This window comes from Xenorhabdus anantnagensis (genome assembly GCF_028598555.1).
Classification (GTDB): Bacteria; Pseudomonadota; Gammaproteobacteria; order Enterobacterales; family Enterobacteriaceae; genus Xenorhabdus; species Xenorhabdus anantnagensis.
Genome location: NZ_JAQRFN010000001.1, coordinates 275,201 through 295,801, shown reverse-complemented (window position 1 = coordinate 295,801; position 20,601 = coordinate 275,201). Strand labels below are relative to the sequence as shown.

The 20,601-nt window shown below is 41.3% G+C and carries 20 protein-coding genes and 1 other annotated feature; of the genes, 15 read left to right on the top strand and 5 right to left on the bottom strand.

The genetic code is table 11. The features are described 5' to 3' along the window. Positions 1-53: 53 nt before the first annotated feature. Positions 54-593, top strand: coding sequence for a YniB family protein (locus tag PSI14_RS01115; protein ID WP_273573998.1), 540 nt, complete (start codon positions 54-56; stop codon positions 591-593). Between the two features lie 225 nt (positions 594-818). Here the strand turns inward: PSI14_RS01115 and PSI14_RS01110 are convergent, their stop codons facing one another. From PSI14_RS01110 to PSI14_RS01090, 5 genes are all read right to left on the bottom strand, one after another. Next, positions 819-1,682: a fructosamine kinase family protein gene (locus PSI14_RS01110; protein ID WP_273573997.1), complete on the bottom strand. Its 864-nt coding sequence runs from the start codon at positions 1,680-1,682 to the stop codon at positions 819-821. A gap of 130 nt (positions 1,683-1,812) precedes the next feature. Next, a complete protein-coding gene (locus PSI14_RS01105) occupies positions 1,813-2,709 on the bottom strand; it encodes a metal ABC transporter permease (protein WP_273573996.1) in 897 nt (298 codons plus the stop codon). Continuing rightward, entirely contained in the window at positions 2,706-3,581 is an 876-nt protein-coding gene (locus tag PSI14_RS01100; RefSeq protein WP_273573995.1) for a metal ABC transporter permease, read from the bottom strand. Before PSI14_RS01100 ends, PSI14_RS01105 begins: the two co-directional genes overlap by 4 nt. Then, the gene (locus PSI14_RS01095) at positions 3,578-4,489 is read right to left on the bottom strand and encodes a manganese/iron ABC transporter ATP-binding protein (protein WP_273573994.1); all 912 of its coding nucleotides are present in this window, start codon (positions 4,487-4,489) and stop codon (positions 3,578-3,580) included. The genes PSI14_RS01100 and PSI14_RS01095 overlap by 4 nt, the downstream gene beginning before the upstream one ends. Continuing rightward, positions 4,486-5,400: a metal ABC transporter substrate-binding protein gene (locus PSI14_RS01090; RefSeq protein ID WP_273573993.1), complete on the bottom strand. Its 915-nt coding sequence runs from the start codon at positions 5,398-5,400 to the stop codon at positions 4,486-4,488. The genes PSI14_RS01095 and PSI14_RS01090 overlap by 4 nt, the downstream gene beginning before the upstream one ends. Positions 5,401-5,695: 295 nt before the next feature. Here PSI14_RS01090 and PSI14_RS01085 point away from each other — a divergent pair, with 295 nt between their 5' ends. From PSI14_RS01085 to arnA, 14 genes are all read left to right on the top strand, one after another. After that, entirely contained in the window at positions 5,696-6,373 is a 678-nt protein-coding gene (locus PSI14_RS01085; RefSeq protein WP_273573992.1) for a transglycosylase SLT domain-containing protein, read from the top strand. Between the two features lie 671 nt (positions 6,374-7,044). Further along, positions 7,045-8,973, top strand: a complete 1,929-nt coding sequence (gene thrS, locus PSI14_RS01080) for a threonine--tRNA ligase (RefSeq protein WP_273573991.1) — start codon at positions 7,045-7,047, stop codon at positions 8,971-8,973. A gap of 3 nt (positions 8,974-8,976) precedes the next feature. Then, on the top strand, positions 8,977-9,516 hold the full coding sequence (gene infC, locus PSI14_RS01075) for a translation initiation factor IF-3 (protein ID WP_071827254.1): 540 nt from the start codon (positions 8,977-8,979) through the stop codon (positions 9,514-9,516). Positions 9,517-9,610: 94 nt separating this feature from the next. Beyond that, the gene (rpmI, locus tag PSI14_RS01070; protein WP_006118955.1) at positions 9,611-9,808 is read left to right on the top strand and encodes a 50S ribosomal protein L35; all 198 of its coding nucleotides are present in this window, start codon (positions 9,611-9,613) and stop codon (positions 9,806-9,808) included. A gap of 43 nt (positions 9,809-9,851) precedes the next feature. Next, positions 9,852-10,208 carry a 50S ribosomal protein L20 gene (gene rplT / locus PSI14_RS01065; protein WP_010847342.1) on the top strand — a complete coding sequence of 119 codons (357 nt, stop codon included), beginning with the start codon at positions 9,852-9,854 and terminating at the stop codon, positions 10,206-10,208. Between the two features lie 184 nt (positions 10,209-10,392). After that, positions 10,393-10,517, top strand: a sequence feature (Phe leader region). Continuing rightward, positions 10,399-10,443, top strand: coding sequence for a pheST operon leader peptide PheM (gene pheM / locus PSI14_RS01060; RefSeq protein ID WP_273574098.1), 45 nt, complete (start codon positions 10,399-10,401; stop codon positions 10,441-10,443). It overlaps the preceding feature by 45 nt. A 79-nt stretch (positions 10,518-10,596) precedes the next feature. Further along, a complete protein-coding gene (gene pheS / locus PSI14_RS01055) occupies positions 10,597-11,580 on the top strand; it encodes a phenylalanine--tRNA ligase subunit alpha (RefSeq protein ID WP_273573990.1) in 984 nt (327 codons plus the stop codon). A 14-nt stretch (positions 11,581-11,594) separates the two neighbouring features. Then, the gene (gene pheT / locus PSI14_RS01050; RefSeq protein ID WP_273573989.1) at positions 11,595-13,982 is read left to right on the top strand and encodes a phenylalanine--tRNA ligase subunit beta; all 2,388 of its coding nucleotides are present in this window, start codon (positions 11,595-11,597) and stop codon (positions 13,980-13,982) included. Positions 13,983-14,101: 119 nt separating this feature from the next. Next, a complete protein-coding gene (ihfA, locus tag PSI14_RS01045) occupies positions 14,102-14,398 on the top strand; it encodes an integration host factor subunit alpha (protein WP_010847339.1) in 297 nt (98 codons plus the stop codon). Positions 14,399-14,481: 83 nt separating this feature from the next. Continuing rightward, entirely contained in the window at positions 14,482-15,492 is a 1,011-nt protein-coding gene (btuC, locus tag PSI14_RS01040; RefSeq protein ID WP_273573988.1) for a vitamin B12 ABC transporter permease BtuC, read from the top strand. A gap of 49 nt (positions 15,493-15,541) precedes the next feature. Continuing rightward, complete coding sequence (gene btuD / locus PSI14_RS01035) at positions 15,542-16,309, top strand: vitamin B12 ABC transporter ATP-binding protein BtuD (protein WP_273573987.1); 768 nt, start codon at positions 15,542-15,544, stop codon at positions 16,307-16,309. A 156-nt stretch (positions 16,310-16,465) separates the two neighbouring features. Beyond that, positions 16,466-17,611: a UDP-4-amino-4-deoxy-L-arabinose aminotransferase gene (gene arnB / locus PSI14_RS01030; protein WP_273573986.1), complete on the top strand. Its 1,146-nt coding sequence runs from the start codon at positions 16,466-16,468 to the stop codon at positions 17,609-17,611. Then, positions 17,612-18,589: an undecaprenyl-phosphate 4-deoxy-4-formamido-L-arabinose transferase gene (gene arnC / locus PSI14_RS01025; RefSeq protein ID WP_273573985.1), complete on the top strand. Its 978-nt coding sequence runs from the start codon at positions 17,612-17,614 to the stop codon at positions 18,587-18,589. Continuing rightward, complete coding sequence (gene arnA, locus PSI14_RS01020; protein ID WP_273573984.1) at positions 18,589-20,574, top strand: bifunctional UDP-4-amino-4-deoxy-L-arabinose formyltransferase/UDP-glucuronic acid oxidase ArnA; 1,986 nt, start codon at positions 18,589-18,591, stop codon at positions 20,572-20,574. Before arnC ends, arnA begins: the two co-directional genes overlap by 1 nt. Positions 20,575-20,601 lie beyond the last annotated feature (27 nt).

Sequence of the window (20,601 nt, the reverse complement as noted above, 5' to 3'; positions counted from 1 at the left end):
TTATGAGCTATCATTGATTAAAAATAAAATGATTTACACCTATGGGGAATGTAATGACGTATCAACAAGCTGGATATGTTGCTATTGCTAAGCGAATCTTGGGCTGGATTATTTTTGTACCAGCTCTTTTGTCAACGTTTGTTTCCGTGACTAATCTAGCATGGCAACATGGTGTTAAAGGTGATGGTGTTAACGCGGTATTGAATGATTTTCTCAAGATGATGACAGAAATGATTAAATTCAATACACCATTTTTGGATTTTTTCTGGAAACATTCCCCAATCCCTGATCGTATTGTTGGAATTACAGGAGAAAATATTAGTTTTCTAGTTATTTATATTTTGATGTTTGTTGGACTGGCAATGAGTGCGTCGGGTTTAAGAATGTATCGTCAATTCAGATTTATCAAAGAACGTATTGAAGATCAAATGCTCCTTGAGCATGCAAAGGAAAGTGAAATAACCAAAGAACAATTGGAGGCTAAAATTAAATTTCCTCGTCATTCTTTATTCAGTCAGATTTTTATCCTTTATATCTCCCCCATCATTATCGGTGCAATTGCCTATTTTTTATGTAAATTGTTGGGGTGGTAATGCAATTAAATAATAGTTAATAACTGTGCAAGGATGCTCTACCCAGTATTTTAGTTAAAGTAAATTAATATTTTTAATGTCGCGAAAGATATCCATTTCATTAAAAAATAAAGTGTTAACTCAGAGTTAATGAAGAGAACTCAGAGCTAACAACAATAATAATTTTTATTTTCGAAGGTAATATTTTTCATTTTCAAAGATATTTTTAATAAAGTTTTCTCATGTCTATTCAGATAAAAGCTTATCAATCATATTTTGTACTACGATAAAGTTATCTCCTCCGAAAAGATTGCATCTATTCAATAAATAATAGAGTTGGTAAATAGATTGGCGCTCAAGGAAATCTTGAGGTAATGGCCAAACATTTTGGTAACCATCAAATATTTGCAAAGGAAGATCCGGGTAAAGTGGCAGCATTGCCAGATCACATTCGCGATCTCCCCAATAGCAAGCAGGATCAAAAGTAACTGCACAATCATTGTTTAATGATGCACAGTTCATGGGCCATAGATCGCCATGCAGGAGAGAAGGTTGAGGGTGATGATTATGTAATTTCTTACTGATTATTTGGACAATTTGATTAATATCTCCAAATATCATTCCGTTATCTGCGGCAAGTTGCAATTGCCACCCAATGCGTTTTTCGGCATAAAAATGATTCCAGCGTTTTTGCCACCCGTTTGGTTGTATGGTGGTTGCCAGCATGTTATCAAAATCAAAACCAAATTTAGGTTGTTCACTCCATTGATGCAGCTTTGCAAGGTGTTGACCGAAAAGATATGCGCTATGCGCGTTAAATGGTTTCATAGGCAAATGTTCCAGCAACAGGAAGCTATAGTTTCGGTCGTGACCGACACCATAAACATCGGGAACACGGGTTGTTTTGCTGCGAGCCAGCAACTCCAGTTGTTCGGCCTCTGCTTTAAAAATTGGCAACATTTCTTTCGCGTTGGATTTGATAAAGATATGTTGTTCACCATATTCAATGTACCAAGCACGGTGAATATCTCCTCCTGCCAATTCCGTTTTATTGTGAATTTCAGCGTCACCAAAATGCTCACTTAATAGATGGTTCACTGCTTGCCACATGGTTCACCTCATTAAGTTGACAATTGCTCTGCTTATATTACAGACAGATGCAACATTTGAACAGGTTAAAAGGGATTTTAATAGAAATTAATAAGGCCATATCTCAAATTTGATATGGCGCTCTATTTTTTTAATTTGATTTTTCAGGAGTTGATGATAGTCGAGATGGCATTTTTTCAAACGTTTCTTTGTTTGCTTTTTTACGAGCCAATTTTATTTGGTCATAAAGAAGTGCAATAGTGAAGAAAATGGCTTGAATGATTACAATACAGGGGCCTGTTTCGGCATCAATATGGAAGCTGATGATTGTTCCAAGTACGCTGGATGATACAGAAGCAATCATTGCCACAATGAGCATATGATCAAAACTCCGGCAAAGCATAAAAGCAATAATGCCCGGTGAGATTAACATTGCAATGACTAGGATGATGCCAACGGCCTGCAATGATGCGACAATTGTTAGGGCCAACAGAGATAACAATCCGTAATGAAGTAGTTTCACAGGAAGACCAACCACTCGTGCCTGATTAGGATCGAAGCAGTAGAGCATGAAATCTTTTCTCTTTAGCAACACAATAGCCAGCGTGATCCCGGCAAAGCACAGGGTTTGGAATAATTCATGCTGGGTAATGCCGAGTATGCTGCCGAATAGAATGTGTGTCAGGTGTTGATCCGTATCTATACGAGTAAACAGCACTAATCCAAATGCAAACATGCCTGAGAAAACAATACCCATGACAGTATCTTCTTTGATTCTGCTATGTTCTTTGAGATACCCAGTGGCAAATGCACAAAATATACCGGAGAGGAACGCGCCTACTACAAGTGGTATACCTGCGACAAAAGCGAGTACGATACCGGGCAAAACAGCATGGGAAATAGCATCTCCCATCAATGACCAACCTTTTAAAACCAAGAAACAGGAAAGCACCGCACAAACAGCTCCCACAATGATGGCAGCAACGATGGCTCGGCGCATAAACCCATGCATGAAGGGTTCAGTAATTAATTCAATAAATGTGTTCATGAGCGTCGTTCCTGAATCAATGACAGAGATTCTTTTTTAGCTCGTCTGCGGGAGGCCAACATGCCATGTTTTGGGGCAAAGAAGAATGTGAGTAAGAAAATCACTGTTTGCATTGTGACAATGACACCTCCGGTTGCCCCATTGAGGAAATAACTCAAATATGTGCCGATACCACTTGTGAGTGAACCAATGGTGACAGCAATGATCAACAAGTGTTTAAACCTATCTGTTAATAAATAGGCTGTTGCACCCGGAGTTACTACCATTGCGATAACTAAAATAGCACCTACTGTTTGTAATGCAGCAACTGTACAGGCGCTTAATAAAGTGAAGAAAATGATTTTTAACCGTAATGGTGATAACCCGATAGAGCGTGCATGAGTTTCATCAAAGAAAACAACCAACAAATCTTTCCAAAGTACCATTAAGGTAATAAAGGAAATTGCGATAATGATTTCAACTTGTAAAACATCTTCATCAGCGATTCCCAGGATATTGCCCATAATAATGGTTTGTACATTTACAGATGTAGGGTTTAAAGAAACGATCAATAACCCGACGGCAAAAAAAGTAGAGAAGATAAAACCGATCACCGCATCTTCACGTAACCGAGTGATGTGACGAACCAGTGTCATTGACAGTGCGGCGAGCATCCCCGTAAAAAAAGCGCCACCTGCATAAGGTAAACCGAGAGCATAGGCTCCTGCCACGCCAGGTACAACAGAATGGGAGAGGGCATCTCCCATCAACGACCAACCTTTTAGCATCAGGTAAGCGGATAAGAAAGCACAAACAGCGCCAACGATGGCACTTACCCACATGGCTTTTACCATGTAGTTGTAACTGAATGGTTGTAAAAGTAGTTCCATCATGGTTGGTTGTCCTTTTGTTTTGGGCTTTGCCGCGGTGGAACATGATGATCATGTCCGTAAAAGACGGCGGCACGTTCGTCATCAGTAATGACTGTCAGTGAACGTGGGTCATCATCTTCATGCAATTCAGGGCCGGAAAGATTAATATGACGCAAAATACCACCGAAGGTAGTTTCCAGATTTTTTTGAGTAAAAGTGTTTTCTGTTTGACCACTTGCGAGCACAGTGCGGTTGATTAAAATAACGTGATCACAAAATTCAGGAACACTGCCGAGGTTGTGCGTTGATACTAAGATCAAATGCCCTTCGTCACGTAAATCACGGAGTAAATCAACAATGGCATTTTCTGTTTTAACATCTACTCCGGTAAAAGGTTCATCCAGCAGCAAAACTTTCCCTTCCTGAGCCAATGCGCGGGCTAAAAATGCTCGTTTTTTCTGACCACCTGAAAGTTCACCGATTTGGCGATCACGCAATCCTGCCAGCCCGACACGTTCAAGTGCTTCATTGACGATTTCATGATCACGCTTGCTGGGGCGGCGCAAGAACCCCATTTTTCCATAGCGTCCCATCATTACAACATCGGAAACCAAAACTGGGAAATTCCAATCTACATCTTCGGTTTGAGGAACATATGCGATGATATTTTGTTTTAGTGCAGCTTTGATAGGTTGATCGTTGAGGGTAACTTTTCCTTGTGAAGGTGTTACTAATCCCATGATTGTTTTGAATAATGTGGATTTTCCGCTGCCGTTCATACCAACTAGTGCACAAATTGTGCCGCCGGTAATATCAAAACTGGCATCATAAATAGCAGTGTGTCCGTTGTTGTAGGTGACGGTGGCATTATCCACAATTAAATGGGGTTGCTCAAATAATGGCTGTCGGTTTAATGATGAGCGATTCATTGATTAAATCCTTTTGCAATAGTGTCTACAGTGGTATTCAGTAGATCAATATAAGTTGGTACTGGCCCTTTTTGAGCGGAAAGAGAATCTACATAAAGTACTCCGCCGTAACGGGCTCCTGTTTCTTTACTGACTTGTTTTGCTGGCTTATCTGAAACAGTACTTTCACTGAAGACAACTGGGATTTTATTGGCCCTTACTGTATCAATAACACGGCGAACCTGTTGAGGAGAACCTTGTTCCTCAGCATTGATTGGCCATAAGTATACTTCTTTGAAACCATAATCTTGTGTAAGATAACTGAAAGCACCTTCACTGGTTACCAGCCAGCGTTGTTCTTCTGGAATACGAGAAAGACGTTTTCTGAGAGGTACATCCAGTTGAGCTATTTTTTCTGCATAAGCTTTGGCATTGCGATTGTAAACTTCGGCATTCTTTGGGTCGTATTTGACAAAAGCTTTACGGATATTTTCGATATAAATCAGCGCATTTTTGGGTGACATCCAAGCATGGGGATTAGAATTTTTATTGTAGAGTCCTTCACGAATAGGTAAAGGAATAATACCTTCAGTTATAACAGCAGAAGGTATGTCTTTCATATTTTCAAAAAAGCGTTCGAACCAGCGTTCTAAATTTAAGCCATTCCAGAGGATAAGGTCTGCACGCTGTGCTTTGATGATATCTTTGGGAGTTGGTTGATAATCGTGGATTTCTGCACCTGGCTTTGTGATTGATTCGACAATTGCAGCATCCCCTGCGACATTTTGAGCCATATCTTGAATAATAGTGAAGGTCGTGACTACCCTGAATTTTTTCTCTGCATGAGCTTGTTGACTGAATAACACTATTGTAAATAGAACAATAACCAGATTGAATATCGGAAAAGAAGTAAGCGAGCGTTTTTTGTTCATTATGGTAAACCTTACTTGTTATACATATAATTATTGATAATGATTATCAGTATCATCTGAATAAAGTCAAGGTGATAACGAGTGAAATTGATAATAGACTCGATAATCACTCCTTAAGTTTCTGTTGCTTGATACGGTAGTAATAAACCTTATGCGAACAAAAAAACAGCATCTTGTCCAGAGTTAACCCTGATCAATTAAGAAATTTATTTTGATAAATAACGGAAAAATATTTTTGGCTTATCGGTAAAATTATATATGCTTTACAGGGTTAATTTTATTTAGAGGAAGCAGCGTGAAATTTAAACTCCGCTATATTGCGTTTGTATTATTATTAACAGGGTGTGCAGGCCAACAAGTACATCAATCAGACATCAATAGACAAACAGTGGCAAAACGTATGCTTAATAACAATAAGCCTGCTTCTGCTTCCCGCAAATTGACCAATAGACCCGTTACACTATTTGATAGTTTTATTGAACGAGCTGCAAAACGTTATGGTGTTGATGAAACACTTATCAAAGCAATTATTCAGGTGGAATCTGGATTTCGTCCAGAGGTTGTTAGTAAATCTAATGCGGTTGGCTTAATGCAGATTAAAGCATCTACGGCTGGGCGAGATGCTTATAAAATGAAAGGAAAATCAGGGCAGCCAACAATGCGTGAATTAAAAGATCCTGAAACTAACATTGATCTTGGAACGGCTTATATCAGTATCCTGAAAAAACAGCATTTGGAAGGTATTTCCAATCCAGAAACGCTGTACTATGCAACGATAGTTGCTTATGTAAATGGTACAGGAGCCTTGTTGCGAACGTTTGATTCAAACCGGGCTTTGGCAATTAATAAAATCAATCGGATGACGCCAAATGAATTTTATCAATATGTTCAAAATAATCATCCTGCACCACAGGCTCCGCGTTATTTATGGAAAGTAAAAAATGCTTATCGTTCTTTAGCCATTATTGACTAATTGAAAATTACATGGTGGCTGAATGTTTATATTTTCTATAAATATCCAGAACTATCGCGGTATCTACAGATTTTTCTTATATTGGTTTTCGAAAGTATAGGGTAATGGACATTTTGGCTTGTTGAATAAAAAAATAAAATTAAGTGTAATTGTCAATAACACATATAATCTCAATTTCCCTAAATCTTTGTTCTTTGTTTCTAAAGCTCATGAAGGAAAATGTTGTACATTATACATTAAGCTAAATTCTGATAGTTCAGTTCAATCAGTGTCAGAGTATCCAGTAGCAAAGCAACAATCTAAACAAGAAAACCAATGATAAGGCATTTTGCGAAGACGCTAAAATGACCGTCACACTTGCTAAAATGCCGGAATTTCCTGATGGCATACATTTCGAAAACATAATTCTTGATTTCGCAACAGAATAATTATCAAGCAATTGATGAAGCTGATTTAATGTCAAGATGAACTATTTTAACACCTACTCTGTGTGATAGTATGTCGGGCGAGTTAGGGCAAATGTACCGGATACTTTTGAAATTGTGTCCTTAAATGTGTACACATCTTGCGGAGTGAAGCAAGAATTTGTTTCTAACGTGCTGACTAATAATTAATTTGATTTAATGCAAGTGATCTTTCGTGTGGGTCACCACTGTATATAAGGATTTTAAATGCCTGTAATTACTCTTCCTGACGGTAGTCAACGTCAATTTGAGCATGCTGTTTCCGTAATGGATGTAGCTAGTGATATCGGTGCTGGCTTAGCAAAAGCGTGTATTGCTGGTCGTGTTAATGGTGAATTAGTTGACGCCTGTGAATTAATCGAAACCGATGCCAATCTTGCTATTATTACCAGCAAGAATGAAGAAGGTTTGGAAATTATCCGTCACTCATGCGCACATTTATTGGGTCATGCAATTAAACAATTGTGGCCTGATACGAAAATGGCTATCGGCCCTATCATTGACAATGGTTTCTATTACGATGTCGATTTGGATCGCTCTTTGACGCAGGAAGATATTGAGCTGCTTGAAAAACGTATGTTGGAACTTGCCAAAAAAGACTACGATGTCATAAAGAAAAAAGTTAGCTGGCAAGAAGCACGCGACGAATTTGCGGCTCGTGGCGAAGAGTATAAGATTCAGATTTTGGATGAAAATATCAGCCATGATGATCGTCCAGGTCTGTATCACCATGAAGAATATGTTGATATGTGCCGTGGGCCACATGTCCCTAACATGCGTTTTTGCCATCACTTTAAACTGCAAAAAATTGCCGGCGCATACTGGCGCGGCAATAGCGACAACAAAATGTTGCAGCGTATTTATGGTACTGCGTGGGCTGATAAAAAGCAGCTTAATGCCTATTTACAACGTTTGGAAGAAGCTGCGAAACGCGATCACCGTAAAATTGGTAAGCAGCTTGACCTGTACCATATGCAGGAAGAAGCGCCAGGCATGGCGTTTTGGCATAATGATGGCTGGACAATTTTCCGCGAGTTGGAAACTTTTGCGCGTATGAAGCTCAAAGAGTACCAATATCAGGAAGTAAAAGGCCCATTCATGATGGACCGTATCCTGTGGGAAAAAACAGGGCATTGGGAAAACTATAAAGAGAATATGTTTACAACTTCATCGGAAAGCCGTGAATATTGCGTAAAACCGATGAACTGCCCGGGCCATGTCCAGATTTTCAACCAAGGGTTGAAATCCTACCGTGACTTACCTTTGCGTATGGCTGAATTTGGTAGCTGCCACCGTAATGAACCATCTGGTGCTTTACATGGTTTGATGCGTGTACGTGGCTTTACTCAGGATGATGCACATATCTTCTGTACTGAAGATCAGATTCTTCAAGAAGTCAGCAGCTGCATCAAAATGATTTATGATGTGTACGGCACATTCGGTTTTGAGAAGATTGTTGTTAAATTATCAACTCGTCCAGAAAAACGTATTGGCACCGAAAAACAATGGGATAAAGCAGAAGCAGACCTTGCTGAAGCCTTGACCCAAAATGGTATTGAATTTGAATACCAACCGGGTGAAGGGGCATTTTATGGCCCTAAAATTGAATTTACTCTATATGATTGTTTGGATCGTGCGTGGCAATGTGGTACTGTGCAACTCGATTTTTCACTGCCAGCACGTCTAAATGCGTCATATGTAGGTGAAAATAATGAACGTAAGGTTCCTGTAATGATTCACCGTGCTGTTCTGGGTTCTCTGGAGCGGTTTATCGGTATTCTGACAGAAGAATACGCTGGGTTTTTCCCAACATGGTTGGCGCCTCAGCAGGTCGTTGTCATGAATATCACTGATGGTCAGTCAGATTATGTACAGGAATTGGTTAAAAAACTTCAAGATGCAGGCATTCGTGCAAAAGCAGACTTGAGAAATGAGAAGATTGGTTTTAAAATCCGTGAACACACTCTGCGTCGTGTACCTTACATGCTTGTTTGTGGTGATAAAGAAGTCGAATCAGGAAAAGTATCTGTTCGTACTCGCCGCGGCAAAGACTTAGGTAGCATTAATGTCAGTGAGTTTACAGAAAAACTGCTGACAGAAATACGCAGTCGTAATCTTCATCAATTGGAGGAATAAGGTATTAAAGGCGGAAAAAGAATTCAACCGGCGCGCCCAAATCGCATTAATGAAGAGATTCGCGCCTCTGAAGTTCGTTTAACTGGATTAGATGGCGAGCAGATTGGTATTGTCAGTCTGAGAGAAGCTCTTGAGAAAGCTGAGGAAGCTGGTGTTGATTTAGTTGAAATCAGCCCAAATGCCGAACCGCCGGTTTGTCGTATTATGGATTACGGCAAGTTCCTCTATGAGAAGAGTAAGTCAGTCAAAGAACAGAAAAAGAAACAAAAGGTTATTCAGGTTAAGGAAATTAAATTCCGTCCTGGTACAGATGAAGGCGACTATCAGGTCAAACTACGCAACCTGATTCGTTTTCTGGAAGATGGCGATAAAGCTAAAATCACCCTGCGTTTCCGTGGGCGTGAAATGGCGCATCAGCAGATTGGTATCGAAATGCTTAACCGTATTCGTGACGATCTGAGTGAACTGGCTGTGGTCGAATCCTTCCCATCGAAGGTTGAAGGCCGCCAGATGATCATGGTGCTCGCTCCTAAGAAGAAATAGTCAGGCAAACAAGTAATAGACTCCAGCTAATTTTGGTTGGAGTTTATTCGCCTCACTAGTTCGTTGTAATTAACAATGCGAAGTGGAAATTAAAATGCCAAAGATTAAAACAGTACGCGGCGCAGCTAAACGCTTCAAAAAAACCGCAAGCGGCGGTTTCAAGCGTAAGCACGCTAACCTTCGTCACATTCTGACTAAAAAATCAACTAAGCGTAAACGTCATTTACGTCCGAAAGGTATGGTCTCCAAAGGTGATCTGGGCCTGGTTGTTGCTTGTCTGCCATACGCATAAGCAAATTTTTTAGATTAGAATTTAGAGACGATAGGAGAAGTATATGGCTCGCGTAAAACGTGGTGTTATTGCCCGTGCACGTCACAAGAAAATTTTGAAACAAGCGAAAGGTTACTACGGTGCCCGTTCGCGCGTTTATCGTGTTGCTTTCCAGGCTGTTATCAAAGCTGGTCAGTACGCTTACCGTGACCGCCGTCAGCGTAAACGTCAATTCCGTCAACTGTGGATTGCACGTATCAACGCTGCTGCACGTCAGAACGGTATGTCTTACAGCCGTTTCATCAACGGCCTGAAAAAGGCTTCGATTGAAATCGATCGTAAGATTCTGGCTGACATCGCTGTATTCGACAAAGTAGCGTTTGCTGCTTTGGTTGAAAAAGCGAAGGGCGCTCTGGCATAAGTCAGGTTAAAAGAGGGAGCTTGCTCCCTCTTTTACTTTTTTCCAAAATGTGGCTTACTATTGCTCGGAAAATGTATGTGATCAGATGATTAGAAAATATATGTGATCAGATAGTATATGTGACTAGATAATATTGTGATTTAATCACAATTGGTGAGTGCAAAAAGGATACAGGAGAAAGAATAAAATGATGAAGTTAGCTATTTTTCGTTTCTTTTTTTACTTTAGCGCCTGAAATCAGGGGGCTTTGCGCGTAAGAAAAGAAACGAAAAATAGCGCTTGAGCCTCCAGTGTGGAGGCTTTTTTATTTTTATGGCCTCATTAATTGATAATGTGAGGACAAAGTTTAACAACTAATGGGCCATCTGGCCAAAGGAAGAGGAAAGCGATGTCACATCTTACTGAGCTGGTTGCAAAGGCAAAAGCAGCCGTAGAAGAGGCCCAGGATGTTGCCGCGTTGGATCTGGTACGAGTTGAATACCTGGGAAAAAAAGGCCATTTAACGCTCCAGATGTCATCGCTGCGTGATTTACCAGCCGAGGAGCGTCCAGCGGCAGGGGCTGTTATTAATCAGGCGAAACAAGAAGTTCAAGAAGTATTGAATGCGCATAAGGCTATGCTGGAAGCTGCTATTTTGAATGAGCGCTTGGTTGCAGAAAAAATTGATGTTTCATTGCCTGGCCGTCGTATGGAAAATGGCGGCTTACATCCGGTTACCCGCACGATTGAACGTATTGAGACTTTCTTTGGCGAACTAGGTTTTTCTGTTGAATCAGGCCCAGAAATCGAAGATGACTATCATAACTTTGATGCTCTGAACATTCCCGCACATCATCCAGCGCGTGCTGATCACGATACTTTCTGGTTTGATGCGACGCGTTTGCTGCGTACCCAGACTTCTGGAGTACAGATTCGCACCATGAAAGAGCGTCAGCCACCAATCCGTATCATTGCGCCGGGGCGTGTATATCGCAATGATTACGATCAGACACATACTCCAATGTTCCATCAAGTAGAAGGATTGATCGTTGATAAAAATATCAGCTTTACCAATCTGAAAGGTACATTGCATGACTTTTTGAATAACTTCTTTGAAGAAGATATGCAGGTACGTTTCCGTCCTTCTTATTTTCCATTTACAGAGCCTTCCGCAGAAGTTGATGTGATGGGTAAAAATGGCAAATGGTTGGAAGTATTGGGTTGCGGCATGGTGCATCCTAACGTATTGCGCAATGTTGGAATTGATCCTGAAGTCTATTCTGGTTTTGCTTTTGGCATGGGAATGGAGCGTTTAACCATGCTCCGTTATGGTGTTGCAGATTTGCGTGCATTCTTCGAAAATGATTTGCGTTTTCTCAAACAATTTAAATAAGGCGGGTATATCTCATGAAATTCAGTGAACTCTGGTTACGCGAGTGGGCAAACCCAGCCATTAGTAGTGAAGCATTGTCTGATCAAATCACCATGGCTGGTTTGGAAGTTGATGGTGTTGAAAAAGTGGCAGGTCAATTCCACGGTGTATTTGTTGGTGAAGTTGTTGAGTGTGGACAACACCCAAACGCAGATAAGTTGCGTGTTACAAAAGTTAATGTCGGTGGCGAACGTCTGTTGGATATTGTTTGTGGAGCACCAAATTGTCGACAAGGGCTTCGTGTTGCTGTCGCTACTATCGGAGCTGTGCTACCGGGTGACTTTAAAATTAAGCCAGCTAAATTGCGTGGAGAGCCGTCAGAAGGAATGCTGTGTTCATTTTCAGAACTAGGCATTGCTGACGATCAGGATGGCATCATTGAACTGCCGGCAGATGCTCCGATTGGTGTTGATCTGCGTGATTACATGAAATTGGATGATAACGCGATTGAAATCAGCATTACACCAAACCGTGCTGATTGCCTGAGCATCATGGGTGTTGCCCGTGACGTTGCGGTCATCAATAAATTGTCCATAGCAGAGCCGAAAATAGAAGCGGTTGAACCAACTACAGATGCGACATTCCCTATCCGCGTTGATGCTCCTGAAGCCTGCCCACGTTATTTAGGGCGTGTGATTAAGAATGTGAACGTCAAGGCGACCACTCCATTGTGGATGCGTGAAAAATTGCGTCGTGGTGGCATTCGTTCCATTGATCCGATTGTTGATATCACCAACTATGTCTTGCTTGAATTAGGTCAGCCATTGCATGCGTTCGATTTGGAGCGTTTGAATGGTTCAATTATTGTTCGCTTGGCTGAGCAAGATGAAAAACTTACTCTGCTAGATGGCAATGAAATAGAACTTTCTGCTGAAACACTTGTTATTTCTGATGAAAAGCAACCAGTTGCTATGGCAGGGATTTTCGGTGGGGAGCATTCTGGTGTTAACACGGAAACTCAGCATATTATGCTGGAAAGTGCGTTTTTCGCACCGTTGGCAATTACCGGCCGTGCTCGTCGTTATGGTTTGCATACCGATGCTTCTCATCGTTTTGAACGTGGTGTTGACCCGCAGCTTCAACATAAAGCGATGGAATATGCCACTCAGTTGTTGATCGACATCTGCGGTGGAGAAGCAGGGGAAGTCATTGATGTTACTAGCGAATCTCATTTACCAAAACCAGCAACGATTACTCTTAATCGCAATAAATTGGATCGCTTGATTGGTCATCATATTGCTGATGAACAGGTAACAGATATTCTTACGCGTCTGGGTTGCCAAGTAACTGTCCAGAATGATAGCTGGCAAGCTGTTGCGCCTAGCTGGCGTTTTGATATGCAGATCGAAGAAGATCTGGTTGAAGAGGTTGCCCGTATTTACGGTTATAACAACATCCCTGATGTGCCAGTGCGTGCAGATTTGATTATGACTTCACATCGTGAAGCTGATTTGCCACTGAAGCGGGTTAAAACAATGTTGGTGGACAGGGGCTATCAAGAAGCGATTACTTATAGTTTCGTTGATCCTAAGGTTCAGCAACATCTTCACCCACAGGAAAAAGCGTTAATCCTGCCTAATCCGATTTCGGCGGATATGTCTGCGATGCGCTTGTCTTTACTGACAGGGTTACTAAGCACTGTTGCCTATAACCAAAACCGTCAGCAAAATCGCGTTCGCTTATTTGAAACAGGATTGCGTTTTGTGCCAGATGACAAGGCGGAACATGGGGTTCGTCAGGAATTGATGCTCGGTGGTGTTATTGCAGGAAACCGTTTCGAAGAGCACTGGTCGATTGAAAAACAATCAGTTGATTTCTTTGATTTGAAGGGCGATTTAGAATCTGTTTTAGAAATGACTGGTAAACTATCTGCAATTTCCTTCAAAGCAGAAGAACATCCTGCTTTGCATCCTGGACAAAGTGCTGGGATTTATCTGGAAAATAGTTACATTGGTTATATTGGTGTTGTTCATCCAGAATTGGAGCGTAAACTTGATTTAAATAGTCGTACCGTAGTATTCGAGTTATTATGGGGCAGTCTGGTAGATCGCATGATTCCTGAGATGAAGGAAGTTTCTCGCTTTCCATCTAACCGCCGTGATATAGCCATAGTTGTGCCTGAAAATGTAGCTGCAGAAGATATTCTGGCTGAATGTAAGAAAGTTGGCGTAAATCAAATAGTTGGCATAAACTTATTTGACGTGTATTGTGGTAAAGGGGTTGCAGAAGGCTACAAGAGCCTTGCAATAAGCTTAATCTTGCAAGATACATCACGTACACTAGAAGAAGAAGAAATTTCAGCGGCCATCAATAAATGTGTAGCTGCATTGGCACAGCGATTCCAAGCATCCTTGAGGGATTGAACTTATGGTGCTTATTGAAGCTGAAATGTCTGAAAATCTATTTGAGAAACTGAGTATTAGCAAACAAAGCGTAGCTGCATTAGCACAGCGATTCCAAGCATCCTTGAGGAACTGAACTTATGGCGCTTACTAAAGCTGAAATGTCTGAAAATCTATTTGAGAAACTGGGTATTAGCAAACGTGACGCTAAAGATCTGGTAGAAATATTCTTTGAAGAAGTGCGTCGTTCTTTAGAGAATGGGGAGCAAGTAAAGTTATCTGGTTTTGGAAACTTTGATTTGAGGGACAAAAATCAACGCCCAGGCCGTAATCCCAAAACGGGCGAAGATATTCCGATTACGGCTCGCCGTGTTGTCACTTTTCGTCCTGGTCAAAAGCTAAAAAACCGGGTGGAAAAAGCGTTACCCAAAGAATAAATACATAAAAAGGTCGCATTTGCGGCCTTTTTCTTATCTTTTATATCTCATTGCGCTCAATGGGAAGGGTACATATTTTCTAAATGGCCTCACATCACATGCGCTCAGTTTATGAGTTGATCACTTATCAGAAAAAACGTAACCATCAAGTGATGGCTATTTTGTCTGTTTTACTTGTTACTCTATTCATTTTGTCATTATGTGCAGGTGAAATTTGGTTTTGGCCTGATCAATGGTTATCGGAACCTGCCCAGTTGTTCATTTGGCAGTTGAGGCTACCCAGGGCGATTGCAGTGATAGTGGTTGGTGCGAGTTTGGCCCTATCAGGGGCAATTATGCAGGCTTTGTTTGAGAATCCGTTGGCGGAGCCGGGGTTGCTTGGGATCAGTAATGGTGCTGGTGTTGTAGTGGTATGTTTAATACTCGTCTTTCATGGCATAGCTCCATTGTGGTTATTAAGTGTTGGGGCGGTATTTGGGGCACTTTTCATGACCGCTATTTTGTTGGGATTTTCCAGAAAACACCAAGTGACCAATACTCGTCTGTTATTGATTGGCGTTGCTTTTGGCGTGATCTTTGGTGCCTTGATGACATGGATGGTTTATTTCAGTACAAGTTTAGATCTCCGGCAATTGATGTATTGGATGATGGGAAGTTTCAGTGGCATTGATTGGCGCCAAAAGTGGTTGGTTATTGCATTGATTCCCGCCATTTTATGGTTAAGCAGCAAAGGCAATATTTTGAATTATCTCTCTCTTGGGGAGTTACAGGCCCGGCAACTGGGGATATCTCACCATAAATGGCGTAATTTATTTGTCTTGGTGATTGGGTTATTAGTTGGTTTGAGTGTTGCTCTCGCGGGAGCAATCAGTTTTATCGGTTTGGTTATTCCTCATATCTTAAGATTGATTGGCTTGACTGATCATAAAGCATTGCTTCCGGCCAGTGCATTGGCCGGAAGCAGTGGTTTATTGTTGGCCGATTTAGTTTCCCGCCTGTCATTATCTCATGCAGAAGTACCTATCGGGGTCGTCACTGTAACCTTAGGTTCACCCATTTTTATATGGCTTTTATTAAGAACACGCCACTATTAAGAAATACCATTCTGCTTGTTAATGTGGACAGGAAAATAAGGATAATAATATGATCGGTCAGCCGATTTTGGAACTGGACAATATTACTGTCGACAACAGATTAAGCTCATTGTCTGAATCTGTTAAGGGAGGAAAACAAATTCATTTGGTTGGGTTAAATGGTTCAGGGAAGAGCACATTGCTTTCAGCGATTGCAGGAATGTTATCTTATAGCGGCAATATTCGTTTGAATGGTAGGAATTTACAGGATTACCGCCAGCATGAGTTGGCAAAGCGTCGTGCGTGGCTCTCTCAATCTGCTTCTGTTCCTGTTATGCCGGTTTTCCAGTATTTAGACATGTTCCGCCCTGAATCCGCTCCATTGGCCCAAAGTGAAAATGTGTTGCATGAACTTTGCCAGCAAATGAAACTCCTTCCATTGCTTTCTTCATTAATTGGTCAACTTTCCGGTGGAGAGTGGCAGCGTGTCAGGTTAGCAGGCACTTTTTTGCAAATATGGCCGGATCTGAATCCCGATGGGAATTTACTCTTACTCGATGAGCCAACCAATAATCTTGATATCACCCAGAAAGCGATTTTAGATAAGCTCATTAAAAGGTTTTGCACATTGGGGGGAACGGTAATATTGAGTAGCCATGACCTTGATCACACGTATGAACAGGCTACAGAAGTATGGCTGCTTTCGCATGGAAAATTGTTGGCATCAGGTATACCACAGAATGTAATGACAGAACGAAATTTATCAGAGATTTTTGAAGCAAATATTGGACATATCAAAAATGCCAGCTATAAATTATGGAGGGTCAACCACGCATAATTTACACAAGTGAAATCCGCCATAATCATTGCCTGCTATTTGCTTTTGGTGCTTAGTTGGTCCAAAGTTGTTTTTTGTTGATGTTTTGTTAAAAAATAATCAGTTAGAATTGGCTAACTAAAATACGATTTGGGATATACAAGGCATAAGGCGGTTATGGATAGTTTTTTGCCATTTTCTCGTCCTGCGATTGGCAGTGAAGAGATAGAAGCGATCGAGAAAGTTTTACACTCAGGTTGGATTACTACAGGCCCACAAAACCATCAGTTAGAGCAAAATTTTTCTCTGATATTTGGATGCAAGCATGCTATTGCTCTGAGTTCCGCTACTGCGGGAATGCATTTGGCTTTGTTAGCATTAGACATAGGCCCAGGTGATGAAGTTATTACACCTTCCCAAACTTGGGTTTCCACTATCAATATGATTTGCTTATTGGGTGCTGAACCTGTCATGGTTGATGTTGACCGTGACACATTGATGGTCAGCGCAGAAATAATCAAACAAGCGATTACACCAAAGACCAAAGCCATTATTCCTGTCCATTATGCGGGAGCGCCTTGTGATCTTGACGCTCTTCGCGTTGTTGCCCAAGAAGCCAATATTCCCCTGATTGAAGATGCGGCCCATGCTGTCGGCACCCGCTATAAAAATGAATGGATCGGAGAACGGGGGACAGCAATCTTTTCTTTCCATGCGATCAAAAATATGACCTGTGCCGAAGGCGGCATGTTTGTTACAGATGATGATGAACTTGCCCAAAGGGTCCGTTGTTTAAAATTTCATGGGTTAGCTGTTGACGCGTTTGATAGACAAATTCAGGGAAGAAAACCCCAAGCAGAAGTTATTGAGCCAGGTTTTAAATACAATCTATCAGATATTCATGCGGCAATGGCGGTTGTGCAACTAGGCAAACTGGCATCAATGAATGAACGTCGTCGGGAGTTGGTTGCTCGGTACTCTGCTGCTCTTGTTGGTTCATCTTTGCAAATGCTGAAAGTTCCCGAATATGAGCATTTGCATTCCCATCATCTTTTTATGGTACGTGTTGATAAAAATATTTGTGGTATTGACCGCGATACTTTCATGGCATGTCTAAAAGATAGAAATATTGGTACCGGGCTGCATTTTAGGGCTGCACACACACAGAAATATTATCGTGAGCGTTATCCACAACTTTCTCTGCCAATGTCTGAGTGGAATTCGTCAACACTTTGTTCATTACCGCTTTTCCCAGATATGAACAATGATGATGTGGATCGTGTCGTAAATGCGATAACTAAAATTCTTGCGGAGCATAAGTAAGTGACATTTGAGAAGATCAAAAAAGTTTCAGTCGTTATTCCTGTTTACAACGAAGAAGAAAGTTTGCCCCAGTTATTGGAAAGAACTCTTGCAGTGTGCCAAAAATTAGAACAGAAATACGAATTAATCTTGGTCGATGATGGCAGTCGTGACAGCTCTGCTGAAATTTTAACGCAAGCGGCTGAATCTCCGGAAAATCATGTGATTGCGATCTTGCTTAATCGTAATTATGGGCAACATTCAGCAATTATGGCAGGTTTCCATCAAGCTGATGGTGATCTGATTATTACGCTTGATGCTGATTTGCAAAACCCGCCAGAAGAAATTCCCCATTTAGTGAAAACGGCAGAAGAGGGATATGACGTTGTGGGGACTCGTCGGGCTAATCGTCAGGATTCTTGGTTCCGTAAAACCGCTTCCAAGATGATCAATGCAATGATAACCAAGGCGACGGGGCGTTCGATGGGGGATTACGGTTGCATGTTACGCGCTTATCGACGTCACATCGTGCAGGCAATGCTTCAATGCCATGAGCGCAGTACGTTTATCCCCATTCTTGCCAACACTTTTGCACGCAAAACGGTAGAAATTGAAGTCGCCCATGCAGAGCGTGAATTTGGGGATTCCAAGTACAGCTTTATGAACTTGATTAACCTGATGTATGACCTTTTGACGTGCTTAACAACTGCACCATTGCGGTTATTGAGTGTAGTGGGAAGCATCATTGCCATAATGGGTTTTCTGTTAGCGGTGTTATTGATTGCTTTACGTTTTATATTTGGCTCAATGTGGGCTGCGGAAGGCGTGTTTACCCTATTTGCTATTCTTTTCATGTTCATCGGGGCACAGTTCGTCGCAATGGGATTATTGGGTGAATACATTGGTCGGATATATAACGATGTTCGTGCTCGCCCACGTTATTTTATTCAAAAAGTGGTCGGAGTTACAAAGACCAATGATAATCAGGAAGAAAGCTAATGAAAGCAGTTATTTTTGCCTATCACGATATTGGTTGTGTTGGACTCAGTGCTTTAGTAAAAGCTGGCTTTGATATTCAGGCTGTATTTACTCACACTGATGATCCGAATGAAAATCACTTTTTTTCTTCTGTTGCGCGCGTCGGTGCTGATTTGAGCTTACCAGTATTTGCGCCAGAAAATGTCAATCATCCACTTTGGGTTGAGCGCATTCGCGAAATGAAGCCGGATGTCATCTTCTCTTTTTATTATCGCAACATACTCAGTCAGGAAATTTTATCACTGGCTAAAAAAGGTGCATTTAATCTTCATGGCTCCTTGTTGCCGAAATACCGAGGTCGTGCTCCAGTTAACTGGGCAATACTCAATGGAGAGACCGAAACAGGTGTAACATTACATAAAATGCTGGAGAGGGCGGATGCGGGAGATATTATCGCGCAACAGTCTGTACAGATTGATGAAAATGATACTTCTCTGGTAGTACATGGAAAAATACGCGAAGCAACAGTTGAATTATTGAATGATATTCTGCCTCAAATAAAATCAGATCATTATCCATCAATTCCACAGGACGAAAGTCAGGCAACTTATTTTGGCCGCCGCACCGCAAACGATGGTGAAATAGTATGGAATAAGCCTGCCAAAGAGATTAATAACTTGGTAAGGGCAGTAACAGAACCCTACCCGGGCGCATTTACTTTTCTGGGCGAACGTAAAATTACAATTTGGCGTTCACGACCACTTAATCATGCCCATGAAAAACGTCCTGGAACCGTAATTTCTACTGACCCATTTGTTATTGCTTGTGGTGTTGGTGCGTTGGAAATTATTAGCGGACAAAGTGAATTAGGGCTTTATGTTCAAGGTAACCGATTAGCGCTTGAAGTGGGCATTGTGGCTGGAGGTTATGTTGGTTCGAAGGCAACAACTCAAGTCAGTCGTCGCAAACGCGTGCTCATTTTGGGAGTCAATGGGTTTATCGGTAATCACCTGACTGAACGGCTGTTGCGTGATGGCAATTATGACATTTACGGGATGGATATTGGTTCTTCTGCCATTGAACGATTCCTTGGTAATCCTCGTTTTCACTTCATTGAGGGAGATGTCAGCATTCACACTGAATGGATTGAATATCACATCAAAAAATGCGATGTCATCCTTCCATTAGTGGCAATCGCGACTCCGATTGAATATACCCGTAATCCTTTGCGAGTCTTTGAGTTAGATTTTGAAGAAAATCTTAAAATTGTTCGTTATTGTGCTAAATACAATAAACGGATTATTTTCCCATCGACATCTGAAGTTTACGGTATGTGTGATGACAAAGAGTTTGATGAAGACACTTCGCGTCTGATTGTCGGGCCTATAAATAAACAGCGTTGGATCTATTCTGTCTCGAAACAATTACTTGATCGAGTCATTTGGGCATATGGCGCAAAAGAAGGTTTGAAATTTACCTTATTCCGTCCATTTAACTGGATGGGACCGAGGCTGGATAGCTTGAATTCAGCGCGTATTGGTAGTTCAAGGGCTATTACCCAATTGATTTTGAACTTGGTGGAAGGTTCTCCGATTAAGTTGGTCGATGGTGGTGAGCAAAAACGTTGTTTCACTGATATTAATGATGGTATTGAAGCACTGTTCAGAATCATTGAAAACCAGAATGGGTTATGTGACAGTCAAATAATTAATATCGGTAATCCAACAAATGAAGCGAGCATTTGTCAACTGGCTGAAATGCTGTTGGATAGCTTTGAGAAACACGAGTTGCGAGGGCATTTTCCTCCATTTGCTGGATTCAAAAAGATCGAAAGCAGCAGCTATTATGGGCAAGGTTATCAGGATGTTGAACACCGTAAACCCAGCATTAAAAATGCAGAGCGTCTGATAGGTTGGAAACCCACCATTGATATGAAGCAAACCATTGACGAAACATTGGATTTCTTTCTTCGTGGAGCAGTTGAAGAATCCAAAGAGAAAAACTAAAAATCAAGTGAAGATTTAGGAAGAGAG

Excerpts from the sequence above, each read along its gene's own strand:
- PSI14_RS01115 (WP_273573998.1), top strand. The coding sequence starts at position 54 with ATGACGTATCAACAAGCTGGATATGTTGCTATTGCTAAGCGAATCTTG.
- PSI14_RS01110 (WP_273573997.1), bottom strand. The coding sequence starts at position 1,682 with ATGTGGCAAGCAGTGAACCATCTATTAAGTGAGCATTTTGGTGACGCT.
- PSI14_RS01105 (WP_273573996.1), bottom strand. The coding sequence starts at position 2,709 with ATGAACACATTTATTGAATTAATTACTGAACCCTTCATGCATGGGTTT.
- PSI14_RS01100 (WP_273573995.1), bottom strand. The coding sequence starts at position 3,581 with ATGATGGAACTACTTTTACAACCATTCAGTTACAACTACATGGTAAAA.
- PSI14_RS01095 (WP_273573994.1), bottom strand. The coding sequence starts at position 4,489 with ATGAATCGCTCATCATTAAACCGACAGCCATTATTTGAGCAACCCCAT.
- PSI14_RS01090 (WP_273573993.1), bottom strand. The coding sequence starts at position 5,400 with ATGAACAAAAAACGCTCGCTTACTTCTTTTCCGATATTCAATCTGGTT.
- thrS (WP_273573991.1), top strand. The coding sequence starts at position 7,045 with ATGCCTGTAATTACTCTTCCTGACGGTAGTCAACGTCAATTTGAGCAT.
- rpmI (WP_006118955.1), top strand. The coding sequence starts at position 9,611 with ATGCCAAAGATTAAAACAGTACGCGGCGCAGCTAAACGCTTCAAAAAA.
- rplT (WP_010847342.1), top strand. The coding sequence starts at position 9,852 with ATGGCTCGCGTAAAACGTGGTGTTATTGCCCGTGCACGTCACAAGAAA.
- pheS (WP_273573990.1), top strand. The coding sequence starts at position 10,597 with ATGTCACATCTTACTGAGCTGGTTGCAAAGGCAAAAGCAGCCGTAGAA.
- pheT (WP_273573989.1), top strand. The coding sequence starts at position 11,595 with ATGAAATTCAGTGAACTCTGGTTACGCGAGTGGGCAAACCCAGCCATT.
- ihfA (WP_010847339.1), top strand. The coding sequence starts at position 14,102 with ATGGCGCTTACTAAAGCTGAAATGTCTGAAAATCTATTTGAGAAACTG.
- btuC (WP_273573988.1), top strand. The coding sequence starts at position 14,482 with ATGGCCTCACATCACATGCGCTCAGTTTATGAGTTGATCACTTATCAG.
- btuD (WP_273573987.1), top strand. The coding sequence starts at position 15,542 with ATGATCGGTCAGCCGATTTTGGAACTGGACAATATTACTGTCGACAAC.
- arnB (WP_273573986.1), top strand. The coding sequence starts at position 16,466 with ATGGATAGTTTTTTGCCATTTTCTCGTCCTGCGATTGGCAGTGAAGAG.
- arnA (WP_273573984.1), top strand. The coding sequence starts at position 18,589 with ATGAAAGCAGTTATTTTTGCCTATCACGATATTGGTTGTGTTGGACTC.